Source organism: Nocardia higoensis NBRC 100133 (assembly GCF_000308595.1).
GTDB lineage: Bacteria > Actinomycetota > Actinomycetes > Mycobacteriales > Mycobacteriaceae > Nocardia > Nocardia higoensis.
In genome coordinates this window covers 17,842-40,694 of record NZ_BAGA01000139.1, presented here as the reverse complement: position 1 = coordinate 40,694, position 22,853 = coordinate 17,842, and the positions used below count along the sequence as shown (strand labels likewise).

Here is a 22,853-nt window from a genome sequence, read left to right as displayed (position 1 = left end):
GAAAGGTCTGCACGAGCGATGGTGACTACCGCCGAGCCCTCCGCCGTACCGCTGCTGCCGGTACTCACCGAGACGATCGCGGTGGCGCGGGCCGCCGGGCGCGCGGATCTGGTGGCGCGCCTGGCGGCGGCGAGCGAGCGGGTGCGCGATCCACGGCGGCGGATCGTGGTCGCGGGCCTGCTCGGGCAGGGCAAGAGCCGGTTCGTCAACGCACTGCTGAATGCCGAGGTCTGCCCGGTCGGCGACGATGCCACCACGGCGGTGCCGACCGTGCTGGCTTCCGGCCCCGCGCCGTGCGCCGAGCTCGTCTGCCTCGATCCCGGCGACGGCGCCGAACACCGGGTGGAGGTGCCCTTGGATCACCTCGGCGAGCGCACCCCGCAGGCCGGCGGACGGCGGGTGGCGCGCCAGGAGGTCCGGCTGCCCAATCCGCTGCTGGACGACGGCATCGTGCTGGTCGACACCCCCGGAGTGGGCGGCCGGGCGGGCGCGGGCGCGGCGACCGTGCTCGCGATGGTGCCCTCGGCCGACGCGGTGCTGGTGCTCTCCGACGCGTCCACCGAACTCACCGAGCCCGAGCTCGGGTTCCTGCGCCAGGTGCGCGAGCTGTGCCCGTCGGTGGCGCTGGTGCTCACCAAGATCGACCTGTATCCGCACTGGCGTCAGGTGCGCGACGCCGATGCGGCTCATCTCGAACGCGCCGGTCTGGACTTGCCGATCGTGCCGGTGTCGGCGCTGCTGCGTGCACACGCGATGCGGACCCAGGACAAGATGCTGGGGCTGGAATCCGGGTACGGCGAGTTGTACCGGTTCCTGCGCGAGGAGGTGGTCGCGCGCGACCGGTCCGCCGCCCGTGCCGCCCTCGCCCGTGACATCCATTCCGCCGCCGAACATCTCGCGCTCGCCCTGGGCAGCGAACTGCTCGCGCTGCGCGACCCCGACCGCAGCGCCACCGCGGTCGGCGAGTTGCGTTCGGCCAGGACCGCCGCCGAGGACCTGCACCGCCGCACCGCCGCCTGGCAGCAGACCCTCGCCGACGGCATCACCGACCTGGCCGGCGACGTCGACCACGATCTGCGAGATCGCCTGCGCGGCATCGCCCGAACCGGCGAGGAGTGGATCGACGACCACGACCCGGGCAGGCACTGGGCGCTGATCGCCGAGTGGCTGACCGACGCCGTGGACAGCGCGCTCGGCGAGAACCTGCTGTGGACGCACAAGCGCGCGACGGCCCTGGCCGATCGGGTCGCCGAGCACTTCTCCCACAGCGGCACGGTCGAATTGCCGGACGTGCGAGCCGGAGTCGGCGGCGAGAGCGGCGCGGTCGCGGCCGCGACCCTCGGTGAACTGGAACCCGACATCGGCCTGGGCAGCAAGTTGCTGGTCGGCATGCGCGGCTCCTATGGCGGCGTGCTGATGGTCGGCCTGGCCAGTACCTTCGCCGGACTGGCGATGTTCAACCCGATCTCGCTCGGCGCGGGCGTGCTGGTGGGCGGCAAGGCCTTCCGTGACGACAAGCAGGCCCGGCTGGCACGCCGACGCGCCGAGGCCAAGACCGCCGTGCGCCGCTTCGTCGACGACGTGGCGTTCCAGGCGGGCAAGGAATCCAAGGATCGCCTGCACCGCATCCACCGCGCCCTGCGCGACCACTACGCGGGCGTCGCCGACCGTGCGCTGCGCTCCATCGACGATTCGCTGCGCGCCGCCCAGGATGCCGCATCGATGGAATCGTCCCGCCGGTCCGCCCGCTGCGAAGAACTCGAACGCCGGCTGCGCGTCGTGACCGAACTGCGCGCATACGCGGAGCTGATGGGACGCTCCGATCAGGCTCCCGGTTCCGCTCTCGGTAGGGTCGCCCGGTGAGAACCGACGCGCCGGGAATCGTCGGCGAGGCCCATCGACTCATCGCCCTGGCCGGGCAGTCCTTCGCCGATCAGCCGCGCCCGCGCGCCATGCTCGCCGAGTGCGCCCGGCGCCTCGACCAGCCGTTGCGGGTCGCCCTGGCCGGATCGATCAAGGCGGGTAAGTCGACTTTGCTGAATGCGCTGGTCGGCCAGGACATCGCCCCGACCGACGCGACCGAGTGCACCCGCGTCGTCACCTGGTACCGCCACGGCTCCACCCCGGGCGTGACCGCGATCGCCCCCGACGGCGCGAGCGCGCACGTCGTGGTCCGCCGCGGCGGTGGCGCACACGGGCTCACCTTCGATCTGTCCGCTCCGGCCTGGAACCGGCCCGGCCCGCACGAGGTCGACCACCTCGAGGTGCAGTGGCCCGCCGCGACGCTGGCGCGCACCACACTCGTCGACACTCCCGGCACCTCGTCGCTGTCGCGGGAGGTTTCCAGGCGCACCGCCCGGCTGCTGACTCCCGACGCGGACGAGGTCGGACCGGTCCGCGTTCCCGGCGCCGATGCCGTCGTCTATCTGTTGCGTCGTCTGGACACCGCCGATCTCGATTTCCTGGAGCGGGTCGGCGCGGGCAGCGGCTCGGCGGCCGGTCCGCTCGGTGTGATCGGCGTGGTCTCGCGGGCCGACGAGATCGGCGCGGGCGGTCTGGACGCGCTGCATTCCGCGCGCGAGGTGGCCGCCCGCTTCGCCGGCGAGCTGGAACGCACCGGCCTGTGCCAGGCGGTGATCCCGGTCGCGGGGCTGCTGGCGTTCGCGGCGGCGACTCTGCGCGAGCAGGAATTCCGTGCGTTCCAGGCGCTGGCCGGGGTGCCGGCCGGGGAATTGGGCGCGGCCATGCTCTCGGCGGACCGGTTCGCCGGGCCCGATATCGCCCTGCCGGTCGCGCCGGACGTTCGTGCGGCGCTGGCGGCGCGGTTCGGCCTGTTCGGAATCCGGATGGCGGTCACGCTGATCCGGCTCGGCGTGCGCGATTCCGCCGCGCTGGCCGCCGAACTGGCCGAGCGCAGCGGGATCGAGGAGCTGCGCGCGGTGCTCGACATCCAATTCGCCCAGCGCGCCGATCAACTCAAGGCGCACTCCGCGCTCACCGCGCTCGCGGGTGTGCTCACCGCCTATCCGGGCACCGCCGCCGACGGTCTGCTGCCGCGGGTGCGCACCCTGCTCGCCGATGTGCACGGCTTCGCCGAACTGCGCCTGCTGAGCCGGCTGCGCGCCGGGGAACTGCCGCTCCCGCCCGAGGACCTGGCCGAGCTGCACCGCCTGCTGGGCGGCGCCGGGGTCGCGCCGTATCTGCGGCTCGGGCTGCCCGCCGACGCGCCGGCCGCGCTGGCCCGTGGGCGCGCGGTCGAGCTGGTGCGTAAGTGGCGGGACCGATCGGCGCACCCCTTGGCCGATCGGCACACCCGGGCCGCTTGCCTGACGGCCGCCCGCAGCGCGGAGGGCATCCTTCCGGTATTGCCGCAGGCTCGCTGAGTCGTTCGCCCCGCAGGTGGGCGGCTCGACGCCGCCGGGATCGATCTGCCCGAACCCGGCCGCCCTCGAGCTCGGCGGCGTGGTTGCCGGTGAACGTCCGCCGGGCTGGGTAGACCTGTGGAACGGGCGGATGAAAATTTCTCCGCCGGTCACGGAATAAGTCCGCGCGGTGGCTGGTTGTCGTCTTCGTCGGACTTGAGCGTGATTCACTCAACTTGTAGTTGACGCCGGTGGGAACCGGGTGCAAGATTGAGCCGACCCCGCTCAGTATTGAAGAGCAGGACGCCGAAGCGGCTGACCAGTCGCGGGGCAAACCAAGAGGAGGAACTACTCATGGCTCGTGCGGTCGGAATCGACCTCGGGACCACGAACTCGGTCGTCGCCGTTCTCGAAGGTGGTGAACCGGTCGTCGTCGCCAACTCCGAGGGTTCGCGTACTACGCCCTCCATCGTCGCGTTCGCGAAGAACGGTGAGGTGCTGGTCGGCCAGCCCGCCAAGAACCAGGCGGTCACCAACGTCGATCGCACCATCCGGTCGGTCAAGCGCCACATCGGCACCGACTGGACCGTCGAGATCGACGGCAAGAAGTACACCCCGCAGGAGATCAGCGCGCGCACGCTGATGAAGCTCAAGCGCGACGCCGAGGCCTACCTGGGTGAGGAGATCACCGACGCGGTCATCACCGTCCCCGCCTACTTCGAGGACTCCCAGCGTCAGGCCACCAAGGAAGCCGGTCAGATCGCCGGCCTGAACGTGCTGCGCATCGTCAACGAGCCGACCGCGGCCGCGCTGGCCTACGGTCTGGACAAGGGCGACAACGAGCAGACCATCCTGGTCTTCGACCTCGGTGGCGGCACCTTCGACGTCTCGCTGCTGGAGATCGGCGAGGGCGTCGTCGAGGTCCGCGCCACCTCCGGTGACAACCACCTCGGTGGCGACGACTGGGATCAGCGCGTCGTCGACTGGCTGGTCGAGAAGTTCAAGGCGAGCTCGGGCATCGACCTGACCAAGGACAAGATGGCCCTGCAGCGCCTGCGCGAGGCGGCGGAGAAGGCCAAGATCGAGCTGAGCTCCTCGCAGAGCACCTCGATCAACCTGCCCTACATCACCGTGGACGCGGACAAGAACCCGCTGTTCCTCGACGAGCAGCTGACCCGCGCCGAGTTCCAGAAGATCACCTCCGATCTGCTCGACCGCACCCGCGCGCCGTTCCAGCAGGTCGTCAAGGACGCCGGCATCAAGGTCTCCGACATCGACCACGTGGTCCTCGTCGGTGGCTCGACCCGTATGCCCGCCGTCTCCGACCTGGTGCGTGAGCTGACCGGCGGCAAGGAGCCCAACAAGGGCGTGAACCCGGACGAGGTCGTGGCCGTCGGCGCCGCACTGCAGGCCGGCGTGCTCAAGGGCGAGGTCAAGGACGTCCTGCTGCTCGATGTCACCCCGCTGTCGCTGGGCATCGAGACCAAGGGCGGCGTGATGACCAAGCTCATCGAGCGCAACACCACCATCCCGACCAAGCGCTCGGAGACCTTCACCACCGCCGACGACAACCAGCCGTCGGTGCAGATCCAGGTCTTCCAGGGTGAGCGCGAGATCGCCGCGCACAACAAGCTGCTCGGCTCCTTCGAGCTCACCGGCATCCCGCCGGCCCCGCGTGGCGTGCCGCAGATCGAGGTCACCTTCGACATCGACGCCAACGGCATCGTGCACGTGACCGCCAAGGACAAGGGCACCGGCAAGGAGAACACGATCAAGATCCAGGACGGCTCCGGCCTGTCCAAGGAGGAGATCGACCGGATGGTCAAGGACGCCGAGGCGCACGCGGCCGAGGACAAGGCCCGTCGCGAGGAGGCCGAGACCCGCAACCAGGCCGAGTCGCTGGTCCACCAGACCGAGAAGTTCATCGCCGACAACACCGACAAGGTGCCTGCCGACGTGAAGACCAAGGTCGAGGCGGCCATCGGCGAGGCGAAGGAGGCCCTGAAGGGCACCGACATCGCCGCGGTCAAGGCGGCCGTGGAGAAGCTGGCCACCGAGTCGCAGGCTCTCGGCCAGGCGATCTACGACGCCCAGGCAGCCGAGTCCGCCGCGTCGGGTGATTCCTCGTCCGACCGGGCCGACGATTCCGTCGTCGACGCCGAGGTCGTGGACGAGCCTGTCGACACGGAGAAGAAGTGACCCAGAAGGAGCCGATCACCGTGGTGGACAACCGCAAGATCGACCCCGAGACCGGTGAGGTCCGCACGGCGGGCGCGGGCGAGCAGTCCGCGCCCGATCCGGCGGCCGACGGCGCCGCGGCCGACACCGCCGCGGAGGCCGAGGTCGTCGAGGTCGACGCCGAGCCGGGGTCAGGCGCGGAAGCCGCGGCCGTGGCCGAATCGGCCTCCGGTGAGCTCGCCGAGCGCACCGCCGACCTGCAGCGCCTGACCGCCGAGTACGCCAACTACCGGCGTCGGGTCGACCGCGATCGCAAGGCCGCCGTCGACGCCGCCAAGGCCGCCGTGGTCACCGAGCTGCTCGGTGTCCTCGACGACCTGGACCGGGCGCGCGCACACGGCGACCTCGAGTCCGGGCCGTTGAAGTCGGTGGCCGACAAGCTCGTCGACGCGCTGCGCAAGCAGGGCCTCGAGGAGTTCGGCGCGGAGGGCGACCCCTTCGACCCGACCCTGCACGAGGCCGTGCAGCACGAGGGTTCGGGCCACGATCAGGTGCTCGGCACGGTCATGCGGAAGGGCTATCGGTTCGGCGATCGGGTGCTGCGGCACGCGCTGGTCGGCGTCACCGATGGCGTGGCGGACGAGACCGCGAAGGTCACGTCGGACGGAGCAGAGGCATCGGATGAAGATGCCGCGAACAAGGATTGACACGATCCCGCGACAGGCGGAAGGAGGGAGTGACCGATGAGCCAACGAGAGTGGGTCGAGAAGGACTACTACAAGGAACTCGGCGTTCCCTCCTCCGCCTCGCAGGACGAGATCAAGAAGGCGTATCGCAAGCTCGCCCGTGATCTGCATCCGGACGCGAATCCGGGGGACACCAAGGCCGAGGAGCGCTTCAAAGCGGTCAGCGAGGCGCACGCGGTGCTCTCCGACCCGGCCAAGCGCAAGGAGTACGACGAAACCCGCAGGCTGTTCGCCGGCGGTGGCTACCCTCGCGGCGGGTTCGCGCCCGGCGGGGCGGGTGGCTTCTCGCAGGAGTTCAACCTCGGCGACATCTTCGGCGCCGGTGGTTCGGCGGGGGACGGCGGGCTCGGCGACCTGCTCGGCGGCCTGTTCAACCGGGGCGGCGCCCGCACCGGGAGCAGCAGGCCGCGTCGGGGATCCGACGTGGAGACCGAGACGACTCTCGGATTCCGCGAAGCCGCGCAGGGCGTCACCGTTCCGCTGCGGATGACCAGTCCCTCGCCGTGCACCACCTGCCACGGCAGCGGCGCGAAGCCGGGGACCAGTCCGCGGGTCTGCCCGCTCTGCAACGGCACCGGTGTGATCAACCGCAACCAGGGCGCGTTCGGGTTCAGCGAACCCTGCGACGGCTGCCGGGGCACCGGTTCGATCATCGACGACCCGTGCGTGGACTGCCACGGCAACGGCATCCAGAACCGGACCCGCACCATCACGGTGCGGATCCCGCCCGGCGTCAGCGACGGCCAGAAGATCCGGCTGGCGGGCCAGGGCGAAGCCGGTCTGCGGGGCGCCCCCTCGGGCGACCTGTACGTGACCGTGCACGTCAGCCAGGACAAGGTCTTCGGCCGCAACGGCGACGACCTGACCCTGGCGCTGCCGGTCAGCTACGCCGAACTGGTACTGGGCACGACGGTTTCGGTGCCGACCCTGGAGGGTCGCGTCGGGGTGAAGGTGCCGCCCGGCACCGCCGACGGCCGGACTCTGCGGGTCCGCGGGCGCGGTGTGCCCAAGCGCGGCGGCGGCGCAGGCGACCTGCTGGTCACCGTCAAGGTCGCGGTGCCGCAGAAACTGGACGACGCCGCCGTCGAGGCGCTCGAGCGTTATCGTGAGGCGGAGAAGGCAGCCGGATTCGATCCGCGGGCGGGATGGGCAGGTGCGTGATGTCCGACGATCCGAAGGCGTCCGCCGGGGCGCGTGCCGAGTTCTTCATGATCTCGGTCGCGGCCCAGCTGGCGGGCATGCACGCGCAGACGCTGCGCACGTATGACCGGCTCGGGCTGGTGACGCCGCAACGCACTTCGGGCGGCGGCCGCCGGTACTCGGCCAGGGACGTCGAGCTGTTGCGCGAGGTGCAGCGGCTGTCCCAGGACGAGGGCGTCAATCTGGCGGGCATCAAGCGCATCATCGAGCTCACCAACCAGGTCGAGCGCCTCCAGGAGGAGGTCGCCGAGCTGCGTGCCGAGCTGGAGCGGGCCAGGGCGGGCTACCGGCCCGACCTCTCGCCGCCGCAGCGCAGCACCGCGCTGGTGGTCTGGAAGCCCAGACACCAGCGTTGAACACGGCACGGGCCGGGCCGCACGAACTGTGCGGCCCGGCCTTCGTCGTATCGGTAACCGAGATATTGCCGGCACCGGTCAGGCCGACCAGTCTGTAGGAATTAGCGGCGTCGATCGGGCTTCCGGTCTGTTATTTGCGGATAATTCCCATGGCGTTCTTGTTTCGACGCTATTTGTCACGTGATGTCGATTGTTATCGTTCCGTTGCCGACGATCCTCGCCTACACTCTCCATGGTTATCGGCTGCTGTCGAGTGCGCCGCAGCACATCACTCGCCGGCACGGTCAGTGTTCGAGTGCGAAATGAGGTTGTGGCGCAAATGGATTCGCGGACCGTCGCTTTGATCAGAACTACCTTCAAGGCGGTGGCAGCGGAGGAGGACGGACCCGAGCGGCTGGCGCGGGCGTTCTACGCCATCTTGTTCACCAACTACCCACCGGTGCGCGACCTCTTCCCGGCGGCGATGGATCTGCAGCGCGACCGCCTGGTCAACGCCATCTCCTACACCCTGGACCAGCTCGAGGACCCCGACGAGCTGGTTCCCTTCCTCGCCCAGCTGGGTCGTGACCACCGCAAATACGGCGTCCGCGGCGAGCACTACGTCGCCGTCGCGTCGTCGCTGAAGTCCGCGATGCGCCAGTTCGCCGGCACCGAGATGTGGACCGACGAGGTGGACCGCGCCTGGGACGAGGGGCTCGCGCTCATCTCCGACACCATGCTCGGCGCCGCCGAACAGGAGGCCTCACCGGCGGTGTGGTCGGCCCGGGTCGTGGAGAACCGCGCGGTTCTGCGAAATCTGTCGGTCATCCGGCTCCGGCTGGATCAACCGATGGAATACGCGGCGGGTCAGTACATGAGTGTGCAGATTCCGTCCAGACCGCGGATGTGGCGATATCTTTCCCCGGCCGTGCCGTCGAATCCGCAGGGCGAGATCGAATTCCATGTCCGTGGCATCATGGGCGGCTGGGTGAGCCCGGCGATCATCAGTCAGACGCAGGTCGGCGATCAGTGGCTGATCGGTTCCCCGCTCGGTGGGCTCGGGGTCGCGCGCAATGCCAAACGCAAAATGCTCATGGTCGGCTGCGGGACCGGCATCGCCCCGTTGCGTGCACAGTTGCTGGAGATGGCCCAGCGGCGCAGCAACCCGAAGGTCCACCTGTTCGTCGGCGGCCACCATCCCTGCGATCTCTACGATCTCGAGATCCTGAGCGCACTGGCCGTCGAGCACGCGTGGCTGACCGTCACCCCGGTCGCCGAGAGCGAGGAGGAACCGTGGTGGTTCTACCGCGCGCCCGGTGAACCGGAACCGCGGTTCCCCGGTCTGCAGCCCCGGCTGGTCGGTCAGCTCGGCAAGATCGTCGCGGAGTCCGGCCCGTGGACCGACCACGACATCCAGATCGCCGGTTCCCCGTCGATGGTCCAGACCACCCGGTTCCGGCTGATGTCGGTCGGCGCGCCGGCCAAGAACATCCGCCACGACCCGCTCTTCTGACCGGGCGTCAGATCCCTTCGAACTGGATCGCCGCGCGCGGGGTGCCCGTCGCCACCAGTCGGTCGACCGTCGCCCTCGTCATCGCGGGCGAGCCGCACACCAGCACCTGGTGGTGATCGAACGCACCGTGCGAACCGACGACGTCGGCCAGCGTGCCCTCGAGCAGATCGTCGGCCGGGAAGTCCACATCGACCTCGGCCCGCGCGTGCTCGTACCATTCGTCGGCCCAGTTGGGGTCCGAGAGCCGGTCGACCACCGGCACCACGGTCAGCCAGGGCAGTTCGGCCGCGAGCAGCACCAGCATGTCCGAGGCGTACAGGTCGCGCGGGCTGCGTCCGCCCACGAACAGATAGGTGTGCGGCGGCTGCGGCGCGCGGGCCAGTTCCAGGATCTGCGCGCGCATCGGCGCCAGCCCGGTGCCGCCCGCGATCATCACCACCTCGTCGCCCTCGGGATCGACGTGGAAGGTGCCCGCCGGCGCGCTGATCCGCCACTCGTCTCCGGCTTCGGTGTCGGCGACCAGGCTGCCGCTGAGCCACCCGCCCGGCACCGTCCGCACATGGAACTCCAGCTTGCCGTCCAGCGAGGGCGGCAGCGCGGGGGAGAGCCTGCGGCGCACCTCGGGGTGCGCGGCGGTGCGCACCTCCACCGATTGCCCGGCGCGGAACGGCACGAACTCACCGATCAAGCGGATGACCGCGATGTCGTGGCGCAGGCGATGGTGCCCGACCACGGTCGCTGTCCATTCGCTCTGCGCGACACCCTGGTCGAGCGCCCCCGGCTCCGTCATCCGAACTCCTGTCCCCGCGGCGTGACCGCGCTCTCCCGTCCGGCGATTATGACCTACCCGATCGGGTCGCTGCTGATGATGTGCTCGGGAGTGCCGACGGCGATCAGCGCACGCCGCGTGTCGGCGATCATCGTCGCTGACCCGGCGATCTGGATCTGCCGGTCCTCCCAGGCGCCGAAGCTCGCCACGACCGCGCCCAGATTGCCGATCAGCGTGCGGTGCATGCCGTAGGGGGCGTCGGTCGGCGGATGCGGATACCACCACGGATTGGACTTCTGCTCACACACCGGCACGATCGTCAGCCACGGGTTGCTCTGCGAGAGCTGCCACATGTTCTCCACGTCGTACAGGTCGCACGGATAGCGCCCGCCGATGAAGAAGTGCACCCGCGGATTCACCCCGCGCTGGCTCATCTCGATCAGCTGCGCGCGCATCGGCGCGATGCCGGTGCCCGAGCCGATCAGCAGTACGTCCTTGCCGCTGTCGCGGTCGATGTGCAGGCCGCCGAGCGGCCCGCCGATCAGCCAGCGATCTCCCACCTGGGTCTCGTTGACGATGGCCGGGCTCACCCATCCGCCGCGCACCTTGCGCACGTGGAATTCGATCTCGCCGTAGGGATTCGACGGAATCGCCGGCGAGAAATACCGCCACATCTTGGGCCGCTGCGGGACGGCGACCGGCACGTATTGCCCGGCCTGATAGGGGACCGGAGAATCGGATTGCAGGCGCACGATCGCCAGATCGTCGAGCACTCGCCGATGCCCCACCACCGTCGCCTCCCAATACGGCGGGGATTTGTCGGAGTTGGCGCCGATCGCCATGGACGCCGAAATCAAAATACCCACATCCCGCCAGCCCTCTTCCAATTCCCTGGTCCAGGCCGGCCCGTTGTAGGTGCGGAAAGCGTCGAGCAGGGCCATCGCGGCCAGGTCGTAGTGCTCGGCCGTGACCCCGTACTTCCGGTGGTCGCGGGCCAGCTGCTCGAGGAAGTTCTGTGCCCGGTCCCAGTCCTCGAGGTGATCGAGGACGAAGGCGATCGCCGTGGCCAGCCGCTTCGGCTGCATGTCCATGGCGGGGGGAAAGAGTTCGCGAAGCCCTGGGTTCTCGGCGAACAGATGACCATAGAACGCACTGATCAACCGCTCGGGTCCGCTCGGTGATTGGATCACCGCACGGAGATTGGCGCGGACCAGCGCTGCCGAACGCGCATCCACGACAGGGGCTTCCTTTCTTCCCGTCCATCTGCGCATTCTTCGACCGCGTGCGCAGGGACCGCCGTGATCCGGCGGTCCATCGGCTCCCAGTATCCCTGAAAAACGGCCGGGTCGGGTGGGCTGATTTCATGTCGGTCCGCACACCCGCGGTGAACCCGGGAGAACGGGCACTCCGAACGCGGGTTTCAGCTGGTCACTCGGGCGACAGCGGCCTGGCGAGCCGCGTCGTCGACCTCGCCGATCTCGAAGTTCCTGGCGATGATGTGCTGCACCAACGCCGGCTCGGGCGGCACTCCGTACTTGCGCAGGTAATGCGGCACCGCGCCCGGCCACACGAACACTCCGTCGGTGTGGAAGTTCATCGGCACATCGCGCTCCGCCGGATCGAAATCGTCGGTGTCACGACTGCGCGCGGCCAGCACCACCGGCGCGTATTGCAGGTAGTGCAGCACCCGGTCCAGGTACCGCGGGTCCACCGGCGGCCGGTTCACGATCGGCCTGCCCTGCGGGTCGCGTCCGTCGAACGCCGTGGCGAGCAGCAGTTCACCGGTGTCGCTCGGCCCGTCCATCCGGATGTCGATATTCGTGGTCCGGGCGTATCGGTCGAACGCCACCGTCGCCGTGATTCCGGGCCCGGTGATATCCAGTTGCGACCAATCCGCATTCGGCCGCCCCTGCAATCCGCGCTTGGTCACATAGCTGTACAGCGCCCGCCGATGATCCTGCAGCGTCGGTAGCGACAATCCTCGCCGCAATATCGTGGCGATGCGCGGGCCCGTCGGAGCGGGCAACAGGAACGACGGATGTTCGATCAGGAAGGCCGCGCGCGTTCCGCCGCCGACCGGCCCCGTATACGAAGTCCACAGCCCGCAGACAGCTTTCGCCGCGTCCATGAGAATCGCGGCCACGATCGGCGGATCCGACGGCGACCCCGGTAGCGCCGAGAACGGCACCTCCGGATCGGCGAGTTCACGAATTCCGTGTCGGATCCCGAAGTCGCGCACCGTTTTCGCCAGACCCGTCACCTCCTCGGAGTATCCACTCGGATTCGCCCACGACCACAGGAACGACGCGGGCCCCGGCGCTGCCGAGCCGAGCAGATGCACCCGCTGCGCCTCGATCGGCTGATCACCCGTGAACGTGAATCGCCCCGCCCCTGCGAGATCGACGCTCCACGGCCGGTCCCCCGCGACTTCCGACAGATGGATCTGGTGTTCGAGCGACAGCAATGCCGCATCGTCCAACAGATTCGCCAGCGTGATCTCAGCCATGCATCGACCCTATCCATCCGATTCGCGAGGAAAGCGTCTGCGCTGTTCCGATATTCATGCCTGCCTAGGTGCCGGTCGAGTTCTTCAGCTGCGCGGCCCGTTCGGTGTCCTGCTCCACGAGCTTGTCGGCGATGGTGACCATGTTCGCGCCGAGCTGGGTCATCGTGGTGGCCAGGTTTCCGACGGCCTTCTGCCCCTGCTCGACGCCGTTGGTGTAGTTCTGGGCGAAGGATCGGCCGATCTCGTCGTTGCCCCAGCACTCGCCTTCGGCGGCGATGACGGCGGCCAGCCGGTCGGCGGCGGTGGTGATCGCCGAGGCGGCCGAGTCGAACGCGGTCTTGGTATCGCGCAGGGCATCGGGGTCGGCTTGCAAGGAACTCATCGCAGATATCCCTGGTTGCGGAAGTAGTCGTCCTCGTCGTCGTCTCCGCCGTCCGAGGGCGGCGGGGGCACCTGGTCGGGCGGTGGCGGAGCGAGCTGAGCGAGAAGGTCTTTCGTCGACGGCGCGCCGGGGATCAGGTCGGGCAGGTCCGGCATCGAATCGGCCAGCGCGGTCCACGGCGCCATCGCCTGCTCCAGACCGGCCGCGGCTGCCCGCGCCGCCTCCTGCACGGTCGCGGTGATCGAGGCGCCCAGCTTCTGCGGGGTGGAGTTCTTGAACGCCTCCGCCTCGAGGTGGACTTCCACGACGCCGGCGATGGTCGCGGTGACCCGTACCAGATTGTCGTCGGACCACACGCTCACCGGTTCGGCCGCGCGCAACTGGGCATCGCGCAACGCGGAGGTGTCGCGCTCGTAGGAGTCCAGCATCGATTCGATCTGCGATCGCAGGGCGGCGTTGCTCTCCCGCGTCACTTCCGGATAGTCCTCGGCCACTTTGCATCCCACTGTCGACGAAGCTCTGACGTGGGATTGGACGCGACCAGCCGGATCGGCGGTTCCGATTGTGGGGCAAGTCACGTTCCGGAGCCGCGGGCGGCGCGCGAGATGGATCACGTCCACGCCGTGACGCGGCGTAGCGTGAGGGCGGCTGACCTGTGCGTTTCCAGCCGGACAGAGGTCGGTCGAGTCGGCGGAAAATTTCTGACTTGAGCGGAACAGACTCAACTTTGTATACGTTGAAGCAAGCAACAACAACCGCACACAACCCAAGAGGTGATGAGGGTGGACTCGTTCAATCCCACCACTAAGACCCAGGCGGCTCTGACCGCTGCCCTGCAGGCCGCCTCGGCCGCGGGGAACCCGGAGATCCGTCCGGCGCACTTGCTGGTGGCGTTGCTCGATCAGACCGACGGCATCGCGGGTCCGCTGCTCGAAGCCGTCGGCGTGCAGCCCGCGGCGGTGCGGCGCGAAGCGCAGGATCTCGTCGACCGGCTGCCGCGCGCCACCGGCGCGACCACGCAACCCCAACTCGGCCGCGAAGCGCTGGCCGCGATCACCGCTGCCCAGCGCCTGGCCACCGAGCTCGGCGACGAGTACGTCTCCACCGAGCATGTGGTGGTCGGCCTCGCCGCGGGTGACTCCGAGGTGTCCAAGCTGCTGGTCGGGCACGGCGCCACCGCCGACGCGCTGCGCGAGGCGTTCACCACCGTGCGTGGCAGCGCCCGCGTCACCAGCCCCGATCCGGAGTCCACCTATCAGGCGCTGGAGAAGTACTCCACCGATCTGACCGAGGCCGCCCGCACCGGCAAGCTCGATCCGGTGATCGGCCGCGACACCGAGATCCGGCGCGTCGTGCAGGTGCTGAGCCGTCGTACCAAGAACAACCCGGTGCTGATCGGCGAACCCGGCGTCGGCAAGACCGCGATCGTGGAGGGCCTGGCCCAGCGGATCGTGGCCGGCGACGTGCCGGAATCGTTGCGCGGCAAGAAGGTCGTCTCGCTCGACCTCGGCGCGATGGTGGCCGGCGCGAAGTACCGCGGTGAATTCGAGGAGCGGCTCAAGGCCGTGCTCGAGGACATCAAGAACAGCGCGGGCCAGATCATCACCTTCATCGACGAGCTGCACACCATCGTCGGCGCGGGCGCGACCGGCGAATCGGCGATGGACGCGGGCAACATGATCAAGCCCATGCTGGCCCGCGGCGAGCTGCGGCTGGTCGGCGCGACCACGCTCGAGGAGTACCGCCAGCACATCGAGAAGGACGCCGCTCTGGAACGGCGCTTCCAGCAGGTGCTGGTCGGCGAGCCGTCGGTGGAGGACACCGTCGGCATCCTGCGCGGCATCAAGGAGCGCTACGAGGTGCACCACGGCGTGCGGATCACCGACTCCGCGCTGGTCGCCGCGGCCGCGCTGTCGGACCGGTACATCACCTCGCGCTTCCTGCCGGACAAGGCGATCGACCTGGTCGACGAGTCCGCGTCCCGGCTGCGCATGGAGATCGACTCGCGACCGGTCGAGATCGACGAGGTCGAGCGTGCGGTGCGCAGGCTCGAGATCGAGGAGGTCGCGCTGGAGAAGGAGACCGACGAGGCCTCCAAGGTGCGCCTGGCCAAGCTGCGCCAGGAGCTGGCCGACGATCGCGAGAAGCTCAATCAGCTCACCACCCGGTGGCAGAACGAGAAGAAGGCCATCGATCAGGTCCGGGTGCTGAAGGAACAGCTGGAATCGCTGCGCGGGGAGTCCGAGCGCGCCGAACGCGACGGCGATCTCGGCAAGGCCGCCGAGCTGCGCTACGGCCGCATCCCGGCGCTGGAGAAGGAACTCGCCGAGGCCGAGAAGTCGTCGAGCGCGACCTCCGGCGGCGAGCTGATGCTCAAGGAGGAGGTCGGCCCCGACGACATCGCCGAGGTGGTCTCGTCCTGGACTGGCATCCCGGTCGGCAGGCTGCTCGAGGGTGAGACCCAGAAGCTGCTGCGGATGGAGGAGGAACTGGGCCGCCGCGTGGTCGGGCAGCAGGCCCCGGTCCAGGCCGTCTCGGACGCGGTGCGGCGGGCGCGCGCGGGCGTGGCCGACCCGAACCGGCCGACCGGCTCGTTCCTGTTCGTCGGCCCGACCGGCGTCGGCAAGACCGAGCTGGCCAAGGCGCTGGCGGACTTCCTGTTCGACGACGAGCGCGCGATGGTGCGCATCGACATGAGCGAGTACAGCGAGAAGCACGCTGTCGCGCGCCTGGTCGGCGCCCCTCCCGGCTACGTCGGCTACGACCAGGGCGGTCAGCTGACCGAGGCGGTGCGACGGCGGCCGTACACGGTCGTGCTCTTCGACGAGATCGAGAAGGCGCACCCGGATGTGTTCGACATCCTGCTGCAGGTGCTCGACGAGGGCCGGTTGACCGACGGTCAGGGCCGGACGGTCGACTTCCGCAACACGATCCTCATCCTCACCTCCAACCTCGGTGCCGGCGGTGACGAGGAGTTCGTGATGAACGCGGTGCGCTCGGCCTTCAAGCCGGAGTTCATCAACCGCCTCGACGACGTGGTCATGTTCCACGCCCTCGACGAGGAGCAGCTCGCCCACATCGTCGACATCCAGCTCGGCCAGCTGCAGAAGCGGCTGGGTCAGCGGCGCCTGACCCTCGAGGTCACCCCGGCGGCGCGGCTCTGGCTGGCGATGCGCGGGTACGACCCGGTCTACGGCGCGCGTCCGCTGCGCAGGCTGATCCAGCAGGCCATCGGCGACACCCTCGCCAAGGAACTGCTGGCGGGCAAGGTCGTCGACGGGGACACCGTGAACGTGGGTGTCAGCGCGGACGGCGGCGAGCTGGTCGTCGGCCCCGCGGCCTGATCCCGCGGGAACCGCTGATCCCGGTGACGCCGGCGGCCACTGCGCGCGCCGGCTGACCGCTCATCACACCGACACGTCCCCACCGGTCGAATCCCGGTGGGGACGTGTCGTGTTCACGGGGCTTGCGCTGGTCGCGGCACGAGCGATGTCGGCGGGCGAACTGCGGCGGATCCTCGCGCACACCCCTAGTCTGAAAGGCATGACCAACCCGAAGGATCCCTGGGGGCAGCGGCCGGGCGATGCGCCGACCGAACACCTCGGCCCGCCGGGGGCCTTCGGGCACGGTGAATATCCGCCCACCGAGCAGTACGACCCGTGGTCCACGCCGCCCTCCGCCGGAACCACCCGCGAGATTCCGCCGCTGGACAGCCAGTGGGGCGCCTACGAGCCCGGCGGCCGATGGCAGGGCGATCAGCAGTGGGCGGGCGGCACCTGGGCCGGGGCGCCGGGGCAGCAGCCCGGGATGCCCGGCCCGCCGCCGGGGGCGAACCCGCCGCCGGATCAGTACGTGCCGCCGGGGCAGGGCCCGCACAAGCGCAATACCGGTCTGTGGATCGCGCTCGGCCTCGGCGTGATCGCGCTGGTCGGCGTGGTCGGCGTCGCCGCCGGCCTGCTGCTCGGCGGCGGGGAGGAGACCGACACCACCGCGGCCGGCAGTACCGGCACTACGCACACGCTGCCGTTCCAGGCGGCGCCGAGCACCACCGGGCAACTGCCCGGCCTGTCGGGACTGCCCGGACTACCCGAGCTCGGACTCGAGGAACTCGGCGCGACGGTCGGCACCATCACCGCCAATGACGGCGGCACCCTCACCATCGCGACCATGACCGGGGGCGATGTCACCGTGCGCACCGACGCGGCGACCCAGGTGATCTCGCTGTCGGTGCTGCACGCCGCCGATCTGCCGGTCGGGGAGATGGTCGTCGTGCAGGGGGAGAAGGGCTCGGACGGCACGATTCAGGCGAGAATCATCGTCAGCACCGCGTTGCCCGGTGGTGGACGATGATCGGGATATTAGGGTAGACCGCGATGACGGCTATGTGGTTCGGGTTGGCGGCGATCGCACTCGTGGGTGCGGTCGTACTGCTGTATTTCGATCGGGTCCAGCGGCAGCGGTCCGGTCACGCGCGCCAGGTGTGGGCGAAGGCCCAGGGATACACCTACGTATCGGTGGAACCGGCGCTCACGTCGACGTGGCGGCGCGGTGCGCTGGCCAAGCTCGGCTATCTGTCGGCGGTGGACGTGGTCTCGGGCATCCGCAAGGGTGAGAAGTTCGTCCTCTTCGATCTCGAGGACGCCGCGACGCTGGTGGCCGTGCGTCGTCAGATCGGCTCCGACATCGACGTCGACATGCGACTGAAGACGGCGGCCCCGCCCAAGGACGCCGATCTGGAACTGCTCGGCGCGATCGGTGACCGGGTGGTGTTCGCGACCAATCCGGAGATCGCCCGGCATGCGGTGGACCAGCGGATGGTGGCGTTCATCGAGACGCTGCCCGACACCGTGCAGATGCTGTGGAGCGAGGGCAACTGGACCCTGGGCATGCTCAATGTCGGCACCATCGCCCGTGATTGGGAGACCGCGATCGACGCGGTGCTCCGGCTGTCGGGCCTGCTGCACGTGCTGCCGCCGGTCAGTGAAGCGCGCGAACCCGAGCGTGTCCGCCCCCGTCCGCCCGCCCGCGATCCGGAGTTCGACGACTTCGACGACGACGATCCCGACGGCCCGGCCGTCGATCGTGAGTACGACGACCGCGACGCAGGCGATCGCGCCACCGGCGATCGTGGCGGCGACGACCGTGACGTCGATCTTCCCGATGCCGATGAGATCGCCGCGGCCAGGGCGGCCCGCGCCGACGCGGAAGGCGCCAGGCGGCCCTCGCTGGCCGTCGTGCCCGACCGCGCCCGCGACGAGCGCGCGCACGAGGACCGCGCCCGGGACGAGCGCGCCCCACGCGAAGCGGCCGAGTTCGAGGACGAGGATCGCCCGCGCCCGGCGGGGGGACCGTTCCATCCGGGCTTCCGCCCGTACCAGGGTCCCGTGCCGAAGTGAGCCGGCCCGGTGCCGAAATGCCCCGGTTCCGGGGCGGAACGACCCGGATCGCGGCCGCCGTGACCCGGTCCGGTGACGAAGTGGTTGGATCGACCACGGACGCGCCCCGGCCCGCCGCGGCAGAAGCGACCCGGCGCCCTGCCGAAACGACCACCCCGCCGATCGGATTGGCGAAGTCATGACCGACAACCCGCCCCCCGCGCGCCTGCCGGGGGCCACCCGCCCCATCGCCCTGATCACCGGACCCACCTCCGGCATCGGTCAGGGCTACGCGACCAGGCTGGCCGCCCTCGGCTACGACCTGGTGCTCGTCGCGCGCGACGCGGAACGGCTCCGGGCCCTGGCCGAGGAGCTGGAACGCTCCTACGCGACCCGCTCGGAGGTGCTCTCCGCGGATCTGGCCGAGGAGCAGGACCGTGAGCGGGTCGCCGCCCGGGTGGCCGAAGGCGTCGAATTCCTGGTCAACAATGCGGGTTTCGCGCATTCGGGCGAGTTCTGGGAGCTGCCCTACGAGCAGTTGCAGGCCCAGCTCGACGTCAACGTCACCTCGGTGCTGCGGCTCACCCATGCGGCGCTGCCCTCGATGATGGCCGCGGGCAAGGGCTCGATCGTCAATGTCGCCAGCGTCGCGGGCCTGATTCCCGGCCGGGGATCGACCTACTCGGCCTCCAAGTCCTACGTCGTATCCTTCTCCGAGGGACTGGCGGGTGGACTCGCCGGCACGGGGGTGCGAATCCAGGCGCTGTGCCCCGGCTTCGTGCGCACCGAGTTCCATCAGCGGGCCGGTATCGAGATGTCCTCGCTGCCCGAGCCGCTGTGGCTGTCCGTCGATCAGGTCGTCAGCGGCTCGCTGCGCGACCTGGACGCCGATCGCGTGATCAGCGTGCCCGGCGTGCAGTACAAGGCACTCACCACCATTGCCGGCCTCATCCCCCGGGGTCTGCAGGTCCGAATGAACCGGGGCTTGTTCAACTCACGCGGACGTACCTGACAAGGAGACGACATCATGATCGACCAGGCGCGGGCCGCACGGCCCGAGCTCTCCCGGACGGACCTCGATGCGCTGGCCGCACTGGTGCGCGAGCTCGCCGTGGTGCACGGCAAGGTCACCCTGTCCTCCGGCAAGGAGGCCGACTACTACGTCGACCTGCGCCGGGCCACGCTGCACCACGAGGCCGGGCCATTGATCGGCAAACTGCTGCGCGAGCTGGTCGCCGACTGGGAATTCGACGCCGTCGGCGGGCTCACGATGGGCGCCGACCCGGTCGCGCTGGCCGTCATGCACGCCCCCGGCCGCCCCATCGACGCCTTCGTCGTGCGTAAGGCCGCCAAGACACACGGCATGCAGCGTCAGATCGAGGGACCCGATGTCGTCGGCAAGCGGGTGCTCGTCGTGGAAGACACCACGACCACCGGAAACTCGCCGCTGACGGCGGTGCGTGCGCTGCGCGAGGCCGGGGCCGAGGTGGTCGGCGTCGCCACCGTCGTGGACCGCGAAACCGGGGCCGGTGAGGTCATCGCCGCCGAGGGACTGGAATATCGGTCGATCCTCGGTCTCGACGATCTGGCGCTGGGTTAGCCTGGACGATGATCTGTCTGTCTGCTTGGTGTAAGGACGTGTGAGTCGCCAGTGGTGAGCATTGCAGTTAACAAAGGTCGCGACAATGTTGCGATGCTCGGTATCGGTGCCTACCGGCCGCAACGCATCGTCAGCAACGACGAGGTCTGTGAGGTCCTCGACTCGACCGACCAGTGGATCTACGAGCGCACCGGCGTGCGCAACCGTCGCTGGATCAGCGGCGACGAGACGCTGCGCTCGATCGCCGTAGCGGCGGGCGAGCGCGCGCTGAACAACACCGGCATCGACCGGTCGAAGATCAGCATGGTGCTGCTGTGTACGTCGAGCTGGCTCAAGCTCACCCCGCACGGCGCGCCGACGGTCGCCGCGGATCTGGGCATGAACGGCGTCGCCGCCTTCGACCTCACCTCCGGCTGCGGCGGTTTCGGCTACGGCCTCGGCGTGGCCGCGGACCTGATCCGCGCGGGCTCGGCCGAATACATCCTGGTGATCGGCGCCGAGACGATGACCGTCGGGCTGGATCCGACCGACCGCGGCACCGCCATGATCTTCGGCGACGGCGCGGGCGCCGTGGTGGTCGGCCCGAGCGAGGAGAACGGCATCTCCCCGACGGTCTGGGGCAGCGACGGCGAGAACGCCGACGCCATCGCCCAGGACATCGACTTCCTCGCCTACATGCACCGCGCGCAGGAACTGCAGGGCACCGACCCCGAGGTCGAGCCGGTGGGCCGCATGTCGCTGCGGATGGAGGGCCCGAAGGTCTTCCGCTGGGCCGCGGTCACCCTGCCGCGCGCGCTGTCCAGCGCGCTGGAGGCGTCCGGGGTGTCCAAGGAGGACATCGAGGTGTTCGTGCCGCACCAGGCCAACGCCCGCATCAACGAGCTGATGAAGAAGAATCTCGGTCTGGCCGACGACATCCCGATGGCCAACGATATCGAGAACACCGGCAACACCTCCGCCGCCTCCATCCCGCTGGCGATGGAGGAGATGCTGGTGACCGGCAAGGCCAAGGGCGGTCAGCTCGCGCTGCTGCTCGGCTTCGGCGCGGGTCTGAGCTACGCCGGTCAGGTCGTGACCCTGCCGCCCGCTCCGAAGGAAGCCAGCTTCGGTGTCTGATCAGCGGGTGCGCCCGTTTCGGCTGGGCTATCTCGCCGCGGCGGCGGTGACCGTGTACGGCGCCGCCACCGGCCGCGACACCTTGCAGTGGCTGACCAAGCCGCTGCTGATGCCCCTGCTCGCCGCCGACGTGGCGACCGCGGGCGTGGACATCGAACCGGTCGAGCGCACCGTGCTGCTCGCCTCGCTCGGCGCGGCGACCGTCGGCGACGTGCTGCTCATCGACCCCGACGACGACCGTCGCCTGGTCGCGGGCGCATCGGCCTTCGCCGTCATGCAGACCGGATATGCCGGACTGTGGTGGCGACGCGGAGCCAGGCCCACCCGGGCGATCGCCGTGCAGCGGGCCGCCGCCGGGCTCGGCGCGGCCGTGCTCATGTGGGTCAGGACACCGTCCGTCGCGGCGCCGCTCACCGCCTACGGCGCGACCCTCGCCACGGCGGGCGTGCTGGCCTCGGACCCGGAGCTGGCTCCGGAGGCGCTGAACATCGCCGGGCTGAACGTCCCCGACGCCGATCCGCGCAGCCGGCTGGCGCTCGGCTCGCTGCTGTTCACCCTCTCCGACGGCCTGATCATCCTGCGGCGCGTCTTCGCCCGCTCGACGAGGGCGCGACGCGGTACCGAGGCGGTCGTCCTCGGCACCTACGCCGCCGCGCAATACCTGCTCGCCGACCCCCGCGCACACGCTCGCACGCATTAGCATCAGGCGGCATGACCTACCCTCCCCCGTACGGAAACCCGTACGCGCCCTACGGGTACCCGCAGGATCACCCGCAGGCGACGACGGTCCTGGTGCTCGGCATCCTCGGCCTTGTGCTGTGCCAGCTGTGCGCGCCGTTCGCCTGGTACATGGGCTCGCGGGTACAGAAGGAGATCGAGGCATCCGGCGGCATGACGGGTGGGCTGGGCTCGGCCAAGGCAGGCTATATCTGCGGGATCATCGGCACCGTCCTGCTGCTGCTCTATGTGCTGGCTGCCGTGGCGTTCATCGTCGTCGCGATCGTCACCGCCGGCACGAGTTCCTCGACCTACTGACGAGGGCGCGCGCCGCAGCCGGGGCCGGGCGGCTCTAGCATCAGGCGCGTGGAAGAGCAGTCGACGGACATCTCCGGGCAGCAGGCCGCCGGGCCGACCGAATGGGGCGAGCACCCGCACGGCCTCGGCCCGTGGATCGCCGAATTCGGCACGCCGCCGCCCGACGATCCGCGGCTGGACCCGGAACTGCTGGCCCACGGCGACCGCCGCAATGTCGTCGACGCCTATCGGTACTGGACCCGCGAGGCGATCGTCGCCGATATCGACCGCCGCAGGCACCCGTTCCATGTGGCGATCGAGAACTTCGCCCACGACGCCAATATCGGCACCGTGGTACGCACCGCCAACGCATTCGCCGCGGCCGCCGTGCACATCGTGGGCAGGCGACGGTGGAATCGCCGGGGCGCCATGGTGACCGATCGCTATCAGCACATCGAGCACCACACCGACATCGGCGCGCTGTGTTCCTATGCCGACCGCGCCGGGCTGACCGTGGTCGCCGTCGACAACGTGCCCGGCGCGGTCCCGCTGGAAACCGCCGAACTGCCGCGCGAGTGCCTGCTGCTGTTCGGGCAGGAAGGGCCCGGCGTCACCGAACACGCGAAACAGGCCGCCGCCATGACGGTTTCGATCGCCCAGTTCGGTTCCACCCGCAGCATCAACGCCGGGGTGGCGGCGGGCATCGCCATGCACGCCTGGGTGCGCGCGCACGCGGACCTGTCCAGGGCGTGGTGAC

General features: G+C 69.7%; 21 protein-coding genes. 16 read left to right on the top strand and 5 right to left on the bottom strand.

All coding sequences use genetic code 11. The features are described from left to right. Nucleotides 1-18: 18 nt before the first annotated feature. From ON26_RS25545 to ON26_RS25515, 7 genes are all read left to right on the top strand, one after another. Nucleotides 19-1,863, top strand: a complete 1,845-nt coding sequence (locus tag ON26_RS25545; protein WP_040799442.1) for a dynamin family protein — start codon at nucleotides 19-21, stop codon at nucleotides 1,861-1,863. Next, nucleotides 1,860-3,383 carry a dynamin family protein gene (locus tag ON26_RS25540; RefSeq protein ID WP_040799440.1) on the top strand — a complete coding sequence of 508 codons (1,524 nt, stop codon included), beginning with the start codon at nucleotides 1,860-1,862 and terminating at the stop codon, nucleotides 3,381-3,383. The genes ON26_RS25545 and ON26_RS25540 overlap by 4 nt, the downstream gene beginning before the upstream one ends. A gap of 333 nt (nucleotides 3,384-3,716) precedes the next feature. Next, nucleotides 3,717-5,561, top strand: coding sequence for a molecular chaperone DnaK (gene dnaK / locus ON26_RS25535; RefSeq protein ID WP_040799439.1), 1,845 nt, complete (start codon nucleotides 3,717-3,719; stop codon nucleotides 5,559-5,561). Further along, nucleotides 5,558-6,247: a nucleotide exchange factor GrpE gene (grpE, locus tag ON26_RS25530; RefSeq protein WP_040799437.1), complete on the top strand. Its 690-nt coding sequence runs from the start codon at nucleotides 5,558-5,560 to the stop codon at nucleotides 6,245-6,247. Before dnaK ends, grpE begins: the two co-directional genes overlap by 4 nt. Nucleotides 6,248-6,283: 36 nt before the next feature. After that, on the top strand, nucleotides 6,284-7,447 hold the full coding sequence (dnaJ, locus tag ON26_RS25525; protein WP_040799436.1) for a molecular chaperone DnaJ: 1,164 nt from the start codon (nucleotides 6,284-6,286) through the stop codon (nucleotides 7,445-7,447). Then, complete coding sequence (locus tag ON26_RS25520; RefSeq protein WP_040799433.1) at nucleotides 7,447-7,842, top strand: heat shock protein transcriptional repressor HspR; 396 nt, start codon at nucleotides 7,447-7,449, stop codon at nucleotides 7,840-7,842. The genes dnaJ and ON26_RS25520 overlap by 1 nt, the downstream gene beginning before the upstream one ends. Nucleotides 7,843-8,161: 319 nt before the next feature. Further along, the gene (locus tag ON26_RS25515) at nucleotides 8,162-9,334 is read left to right on the top strand and encodes an FAD-binding oxidoreductase (protein ID WP_040799431.1); all 1,173 of its coding nucleotides are present in this window, start codon (nucleotides 8,162-8,164) and stop codon (nucleotides 9,332-9,334) included. Nucleotides 9,335-9,341: 7 nt separating this feature from the next. Here ON26_RS25515 and ON26_RS25510 read toward each other — a convergent pair whose 3' ends face one another. The 5 genes from ON26_RS25510 to ON26_RS25490 all read right to left on the bottom strand — a co-directional run bounded on the left by ON26_RS25510 (nucleotide 9,342) and on the right by ON26_RS25490 (nucleotide 13,485). Continuing rightward, a complete protein-coding gene (locus ON26_RS25510; protein WP_051027568.1) occupies nucleotides 9,342-10,124 on the bottom strand; it encodes an FAD-binding oxidoreductase in 783 nt (260 codons plus the stop codon). 53 nt (nucleotides 10,125-10,177) lie between these two features. After that, entirely contained in the window at nucleotides 10,178-11,338 is a 1,161-nt protein-coding gene (locus tag ON26_RS25505) for an FAD-binding oxidoreductase (RefSeq protein WP_040799429.1), read from the bottom strand. A 185-nt stretch (nucleotides 11,339-11,523) separates the two neighbouring features. Then, complete coding sequence (locus ON26_RS25500) at nucleotides 11,524-12,609, bottom strand: DUF6882 domain-containing protein (protein ID WP_218000629.1); 1,086 nt, start codon at nucleotides 12,607-12,609, stop codon at nucleotides 11,524-11,526. A gap of 64 nt (nucleotides 12,610-12,673) precedes the next feature. Continuing rightward, a complete protein-coding gene (locus ON26_RS31840; RefSeq protein ID WP_051027566.1) occupies nucleotides 12,674-12,991 on the bottom strand; it encodes a WXG100 family type VII secretion target in 318 nt (105 codons plus the stop codon). Then, nucleotides 12,988-13,485 carry a YbaB/EbfC family nucleoid-associated protein gene (locus ON26_RS25490; protein ID WP_083884348.1) on the bottom strand — a complete coding sequence of 166 codons (498 nt, stop codon included), beginning with the start codon at nucleotides 13,483-13,485 and terminating at the stop codon, nucleotides 12,988-12,990. Before ON26_RS25490 ends, ON26_RS31840 begins: the two co-directional genes overlap by 4 nt. A 288-nt stretch (nucleotides 13,486-13,773) precedes the next feature. Here ON26_RS25490 and clpB point away from each other — a divergent pair, with 288 nt between their 5' ends. The 9 genes from clpB (at nucleotide 13,774) to ON26_RS25445 (ending at nucleotide 22,852) form a co-directional block, all read left to right on the top strand. Then, entirely contained in the window at nucleotides 13,774-16,335 is a 2,562-nt protein-coding gene (gene clpB / locus ON26_RS25485; RefSeq protein ID WP_040799550.1) for an ATP-dependent chaperone ClpB, read from the top strand. 199 nt (nucleotides 16,336-16,534) lie between these two features. Next, complete coding sequence (locus tag ON26_RS25480) at nucleotides 16,535-17,341, top strand: DUF5666 domain-containing protein (protein WP_040799547.1); 807 nt, start codon at nucleotides 16,535-16,537, stop codon at nucleotides 17,339-17,341. A gap of 23 nt (nucleotides 17,342-17,364) precedes the next feature. Further along, entirely contained in the window at nucleotides 17,365-18,387 is a 1,023-nt protein-coding gene (locus ON26_RS25475; RefSeq protein WP_373280961.1) for a TtfA family protein, read from the top strand. Nucleotides 18,388-18,565: 178 nt separating this feature from the next. Further along, the gene (locus ON26_RS25470) at nucleotides 18,566-19,378 is read left to right on the top strand and encodes an SDR family NAD(P)-dependent oxidoreductase (RefSeq protein ID WP_051027563.1); all 813 of its coding nucleotides are present in this window, start codon (nucleotides 18,566-18,568) and stop codon (nucleotides 19,376-19,378) included. 15 nt (nucleotides 19,379-19,393) lie between these two features. Beyond that, nucleotides 19,394-19,966 carry an orotate phosphoribosyltransferase gene (gene pyrE, locus ON26_RS25465; RefSeq protein WP_051027561.1) on the top strand — a complete coding sequence of 191 codons (573 nt, stop codon included), beginning with the start codon at nucleotides 19,394-19,396 and terminating at the stop codon, nucleotides 19,964-19,966. Between the two features lie 51 nt (nucleotides 19,967-20,017). Further along, nucleotides 20,018-21,082: a beta-ketoacyl-ACP synthase 3 gene (locus tag ON26_RS25460; protein WP_040799424.1), complete on the top strand. Its 1,065-nt coding sequence runs from the start codon at nucleotides 20,018-20,020 to the stop codon at nucleotides 21,080-21,082. Further along, nucleotides 21,075-21,782 carry a lysoplasmalogenase gene (locus ON26_RS25455; RefSeq protein ID WP_245546049.1) on the top strand — a complete coding sequence of 236 codons (708 nt, stop codon included), beginning with the start codon at nucleotides 21,075-21,077 and terminating at the stop codon, nucleotides 21,780-21,782. Before ON26_RS25460 ends, ON26_RS25455 begins: the two co-directional genes overlap by 8 nt. An 11-nt stretch (nucleotides 21,783-21,793) precedes the next feature. Then, nucleotides 21,794-22,117, top strand: coding sequence for a hypothetical protein (locus ON26_RS25450; protein WP_040799421.1), 324 nt, complete (start codon nucleotides 21,794-21,796; stop codon nucleotides 22,115-22,117). 48 nt (nucleotides 22,118-22,165) lie between these two features. Beyond that, complete coding sequence (locus ON26_RS25445; RefSeq protein WP_040799418.1) at nucleotides 22,166-22,852, top strand: TrmH family RNA methyltransferase; 687 nt, start codon at nucleotides 22,166-22,168, stop codon at nucleotides 22,850-22,852. The last annotated feature ends 1 nt before the right edge of the window (nucleotide 22,853 follow it).

Bases quoted from the DNA above. Each gene is read 5' to 3' on its own strand.
- ON26_RS25500 (WP_218000629.1), bottom strand. From the start codon at position 12,609: ATGGCTGAGATCACGCTGGCGAATCTGTTGGACGATGCGGCATTGCTG.
- ON26_RS25450 (WP_040799421.1), top strand. From the start codon at position 21,794: ATGACCTACCCTCCCCCGTACGGAAACCCGTACGCGCCCTACGGGTAC.
- ON26_RS25475 (WP_373280961.1), top strand. From the start codon at position 17,365: ATGACGGCTATGTGGTTCGGGTTGGCGGCGATCGCACTCGTGGGTGCG.
- ON26_RS25480 (WP_040799547.1), top strand. From the start codon at position 16,535: ATGACCAACCCGAAGGATCCCTGGGGGCAGCGGCCGGGCGATGCGCCG.
- dnaK (WP_040799439.1), top strand. From the start codon at position 3,717: ATGGCTCGTGCGGTCGGAATCGACCTCGGGACCACGAACTCGGTCGTC.
- ON26_RS25520 (WP_040799433.1), top strand. From the start codon at position 7,447: ATGTCCGACGATCCGAAGGCGTCCGCCGGGGCGCGTGCCGAGTTCTTC.
- ON26_RS25545 (WP_040799442.1), top strand. From the start codon at position 19: ATGGTGACTACCGCCGAGCCCTCCGCCGTACCGCTGCTGCCGGTACTC.
- ON26_RS25510 (WP_051027568.1), bottom strand. From the start codon at position 10,124: ATGACGGAGCCGGGGGCGCTCGACCAGGGTGTCGCGCAGAGCGAATGG.
- ON26_RS25515 (WP_040799431.1), top strand. From the start codon at position 8,162: ATGGATTCGCGGACCGTCGCTTTGATCAGAACTACCTTCAAGGCGGTG.
- pyrE (WP_051027561.1), top strand. From the start codon at position 19,394: ATGATCGACCAGGCGCGGGCCGCACGGCCCGAGCTCTCCCGGACGGAC.
- dnaJ (WP_040799436.1), top strand. From the start codon at position 6,284: ATGAGCCAACGAGAGTGGGTCGAGAAGGACTACTACAAGGAACTCGGC.
- ON26_RS31840 (WP_051027566.1), bottom strand. From the start codon at position 12,991: ATGAGTTCCTTGCAAGCCGACCCCGATGCCCTGCGCGATACCAAGACC.
- ON26_RS25470 (WP_051027563.1), top strand. From the start codon at position 18,566: ATGACCGACAACCCGCCCCCCGCGCGCCTGCCGGGGGCCACCCGCCCC.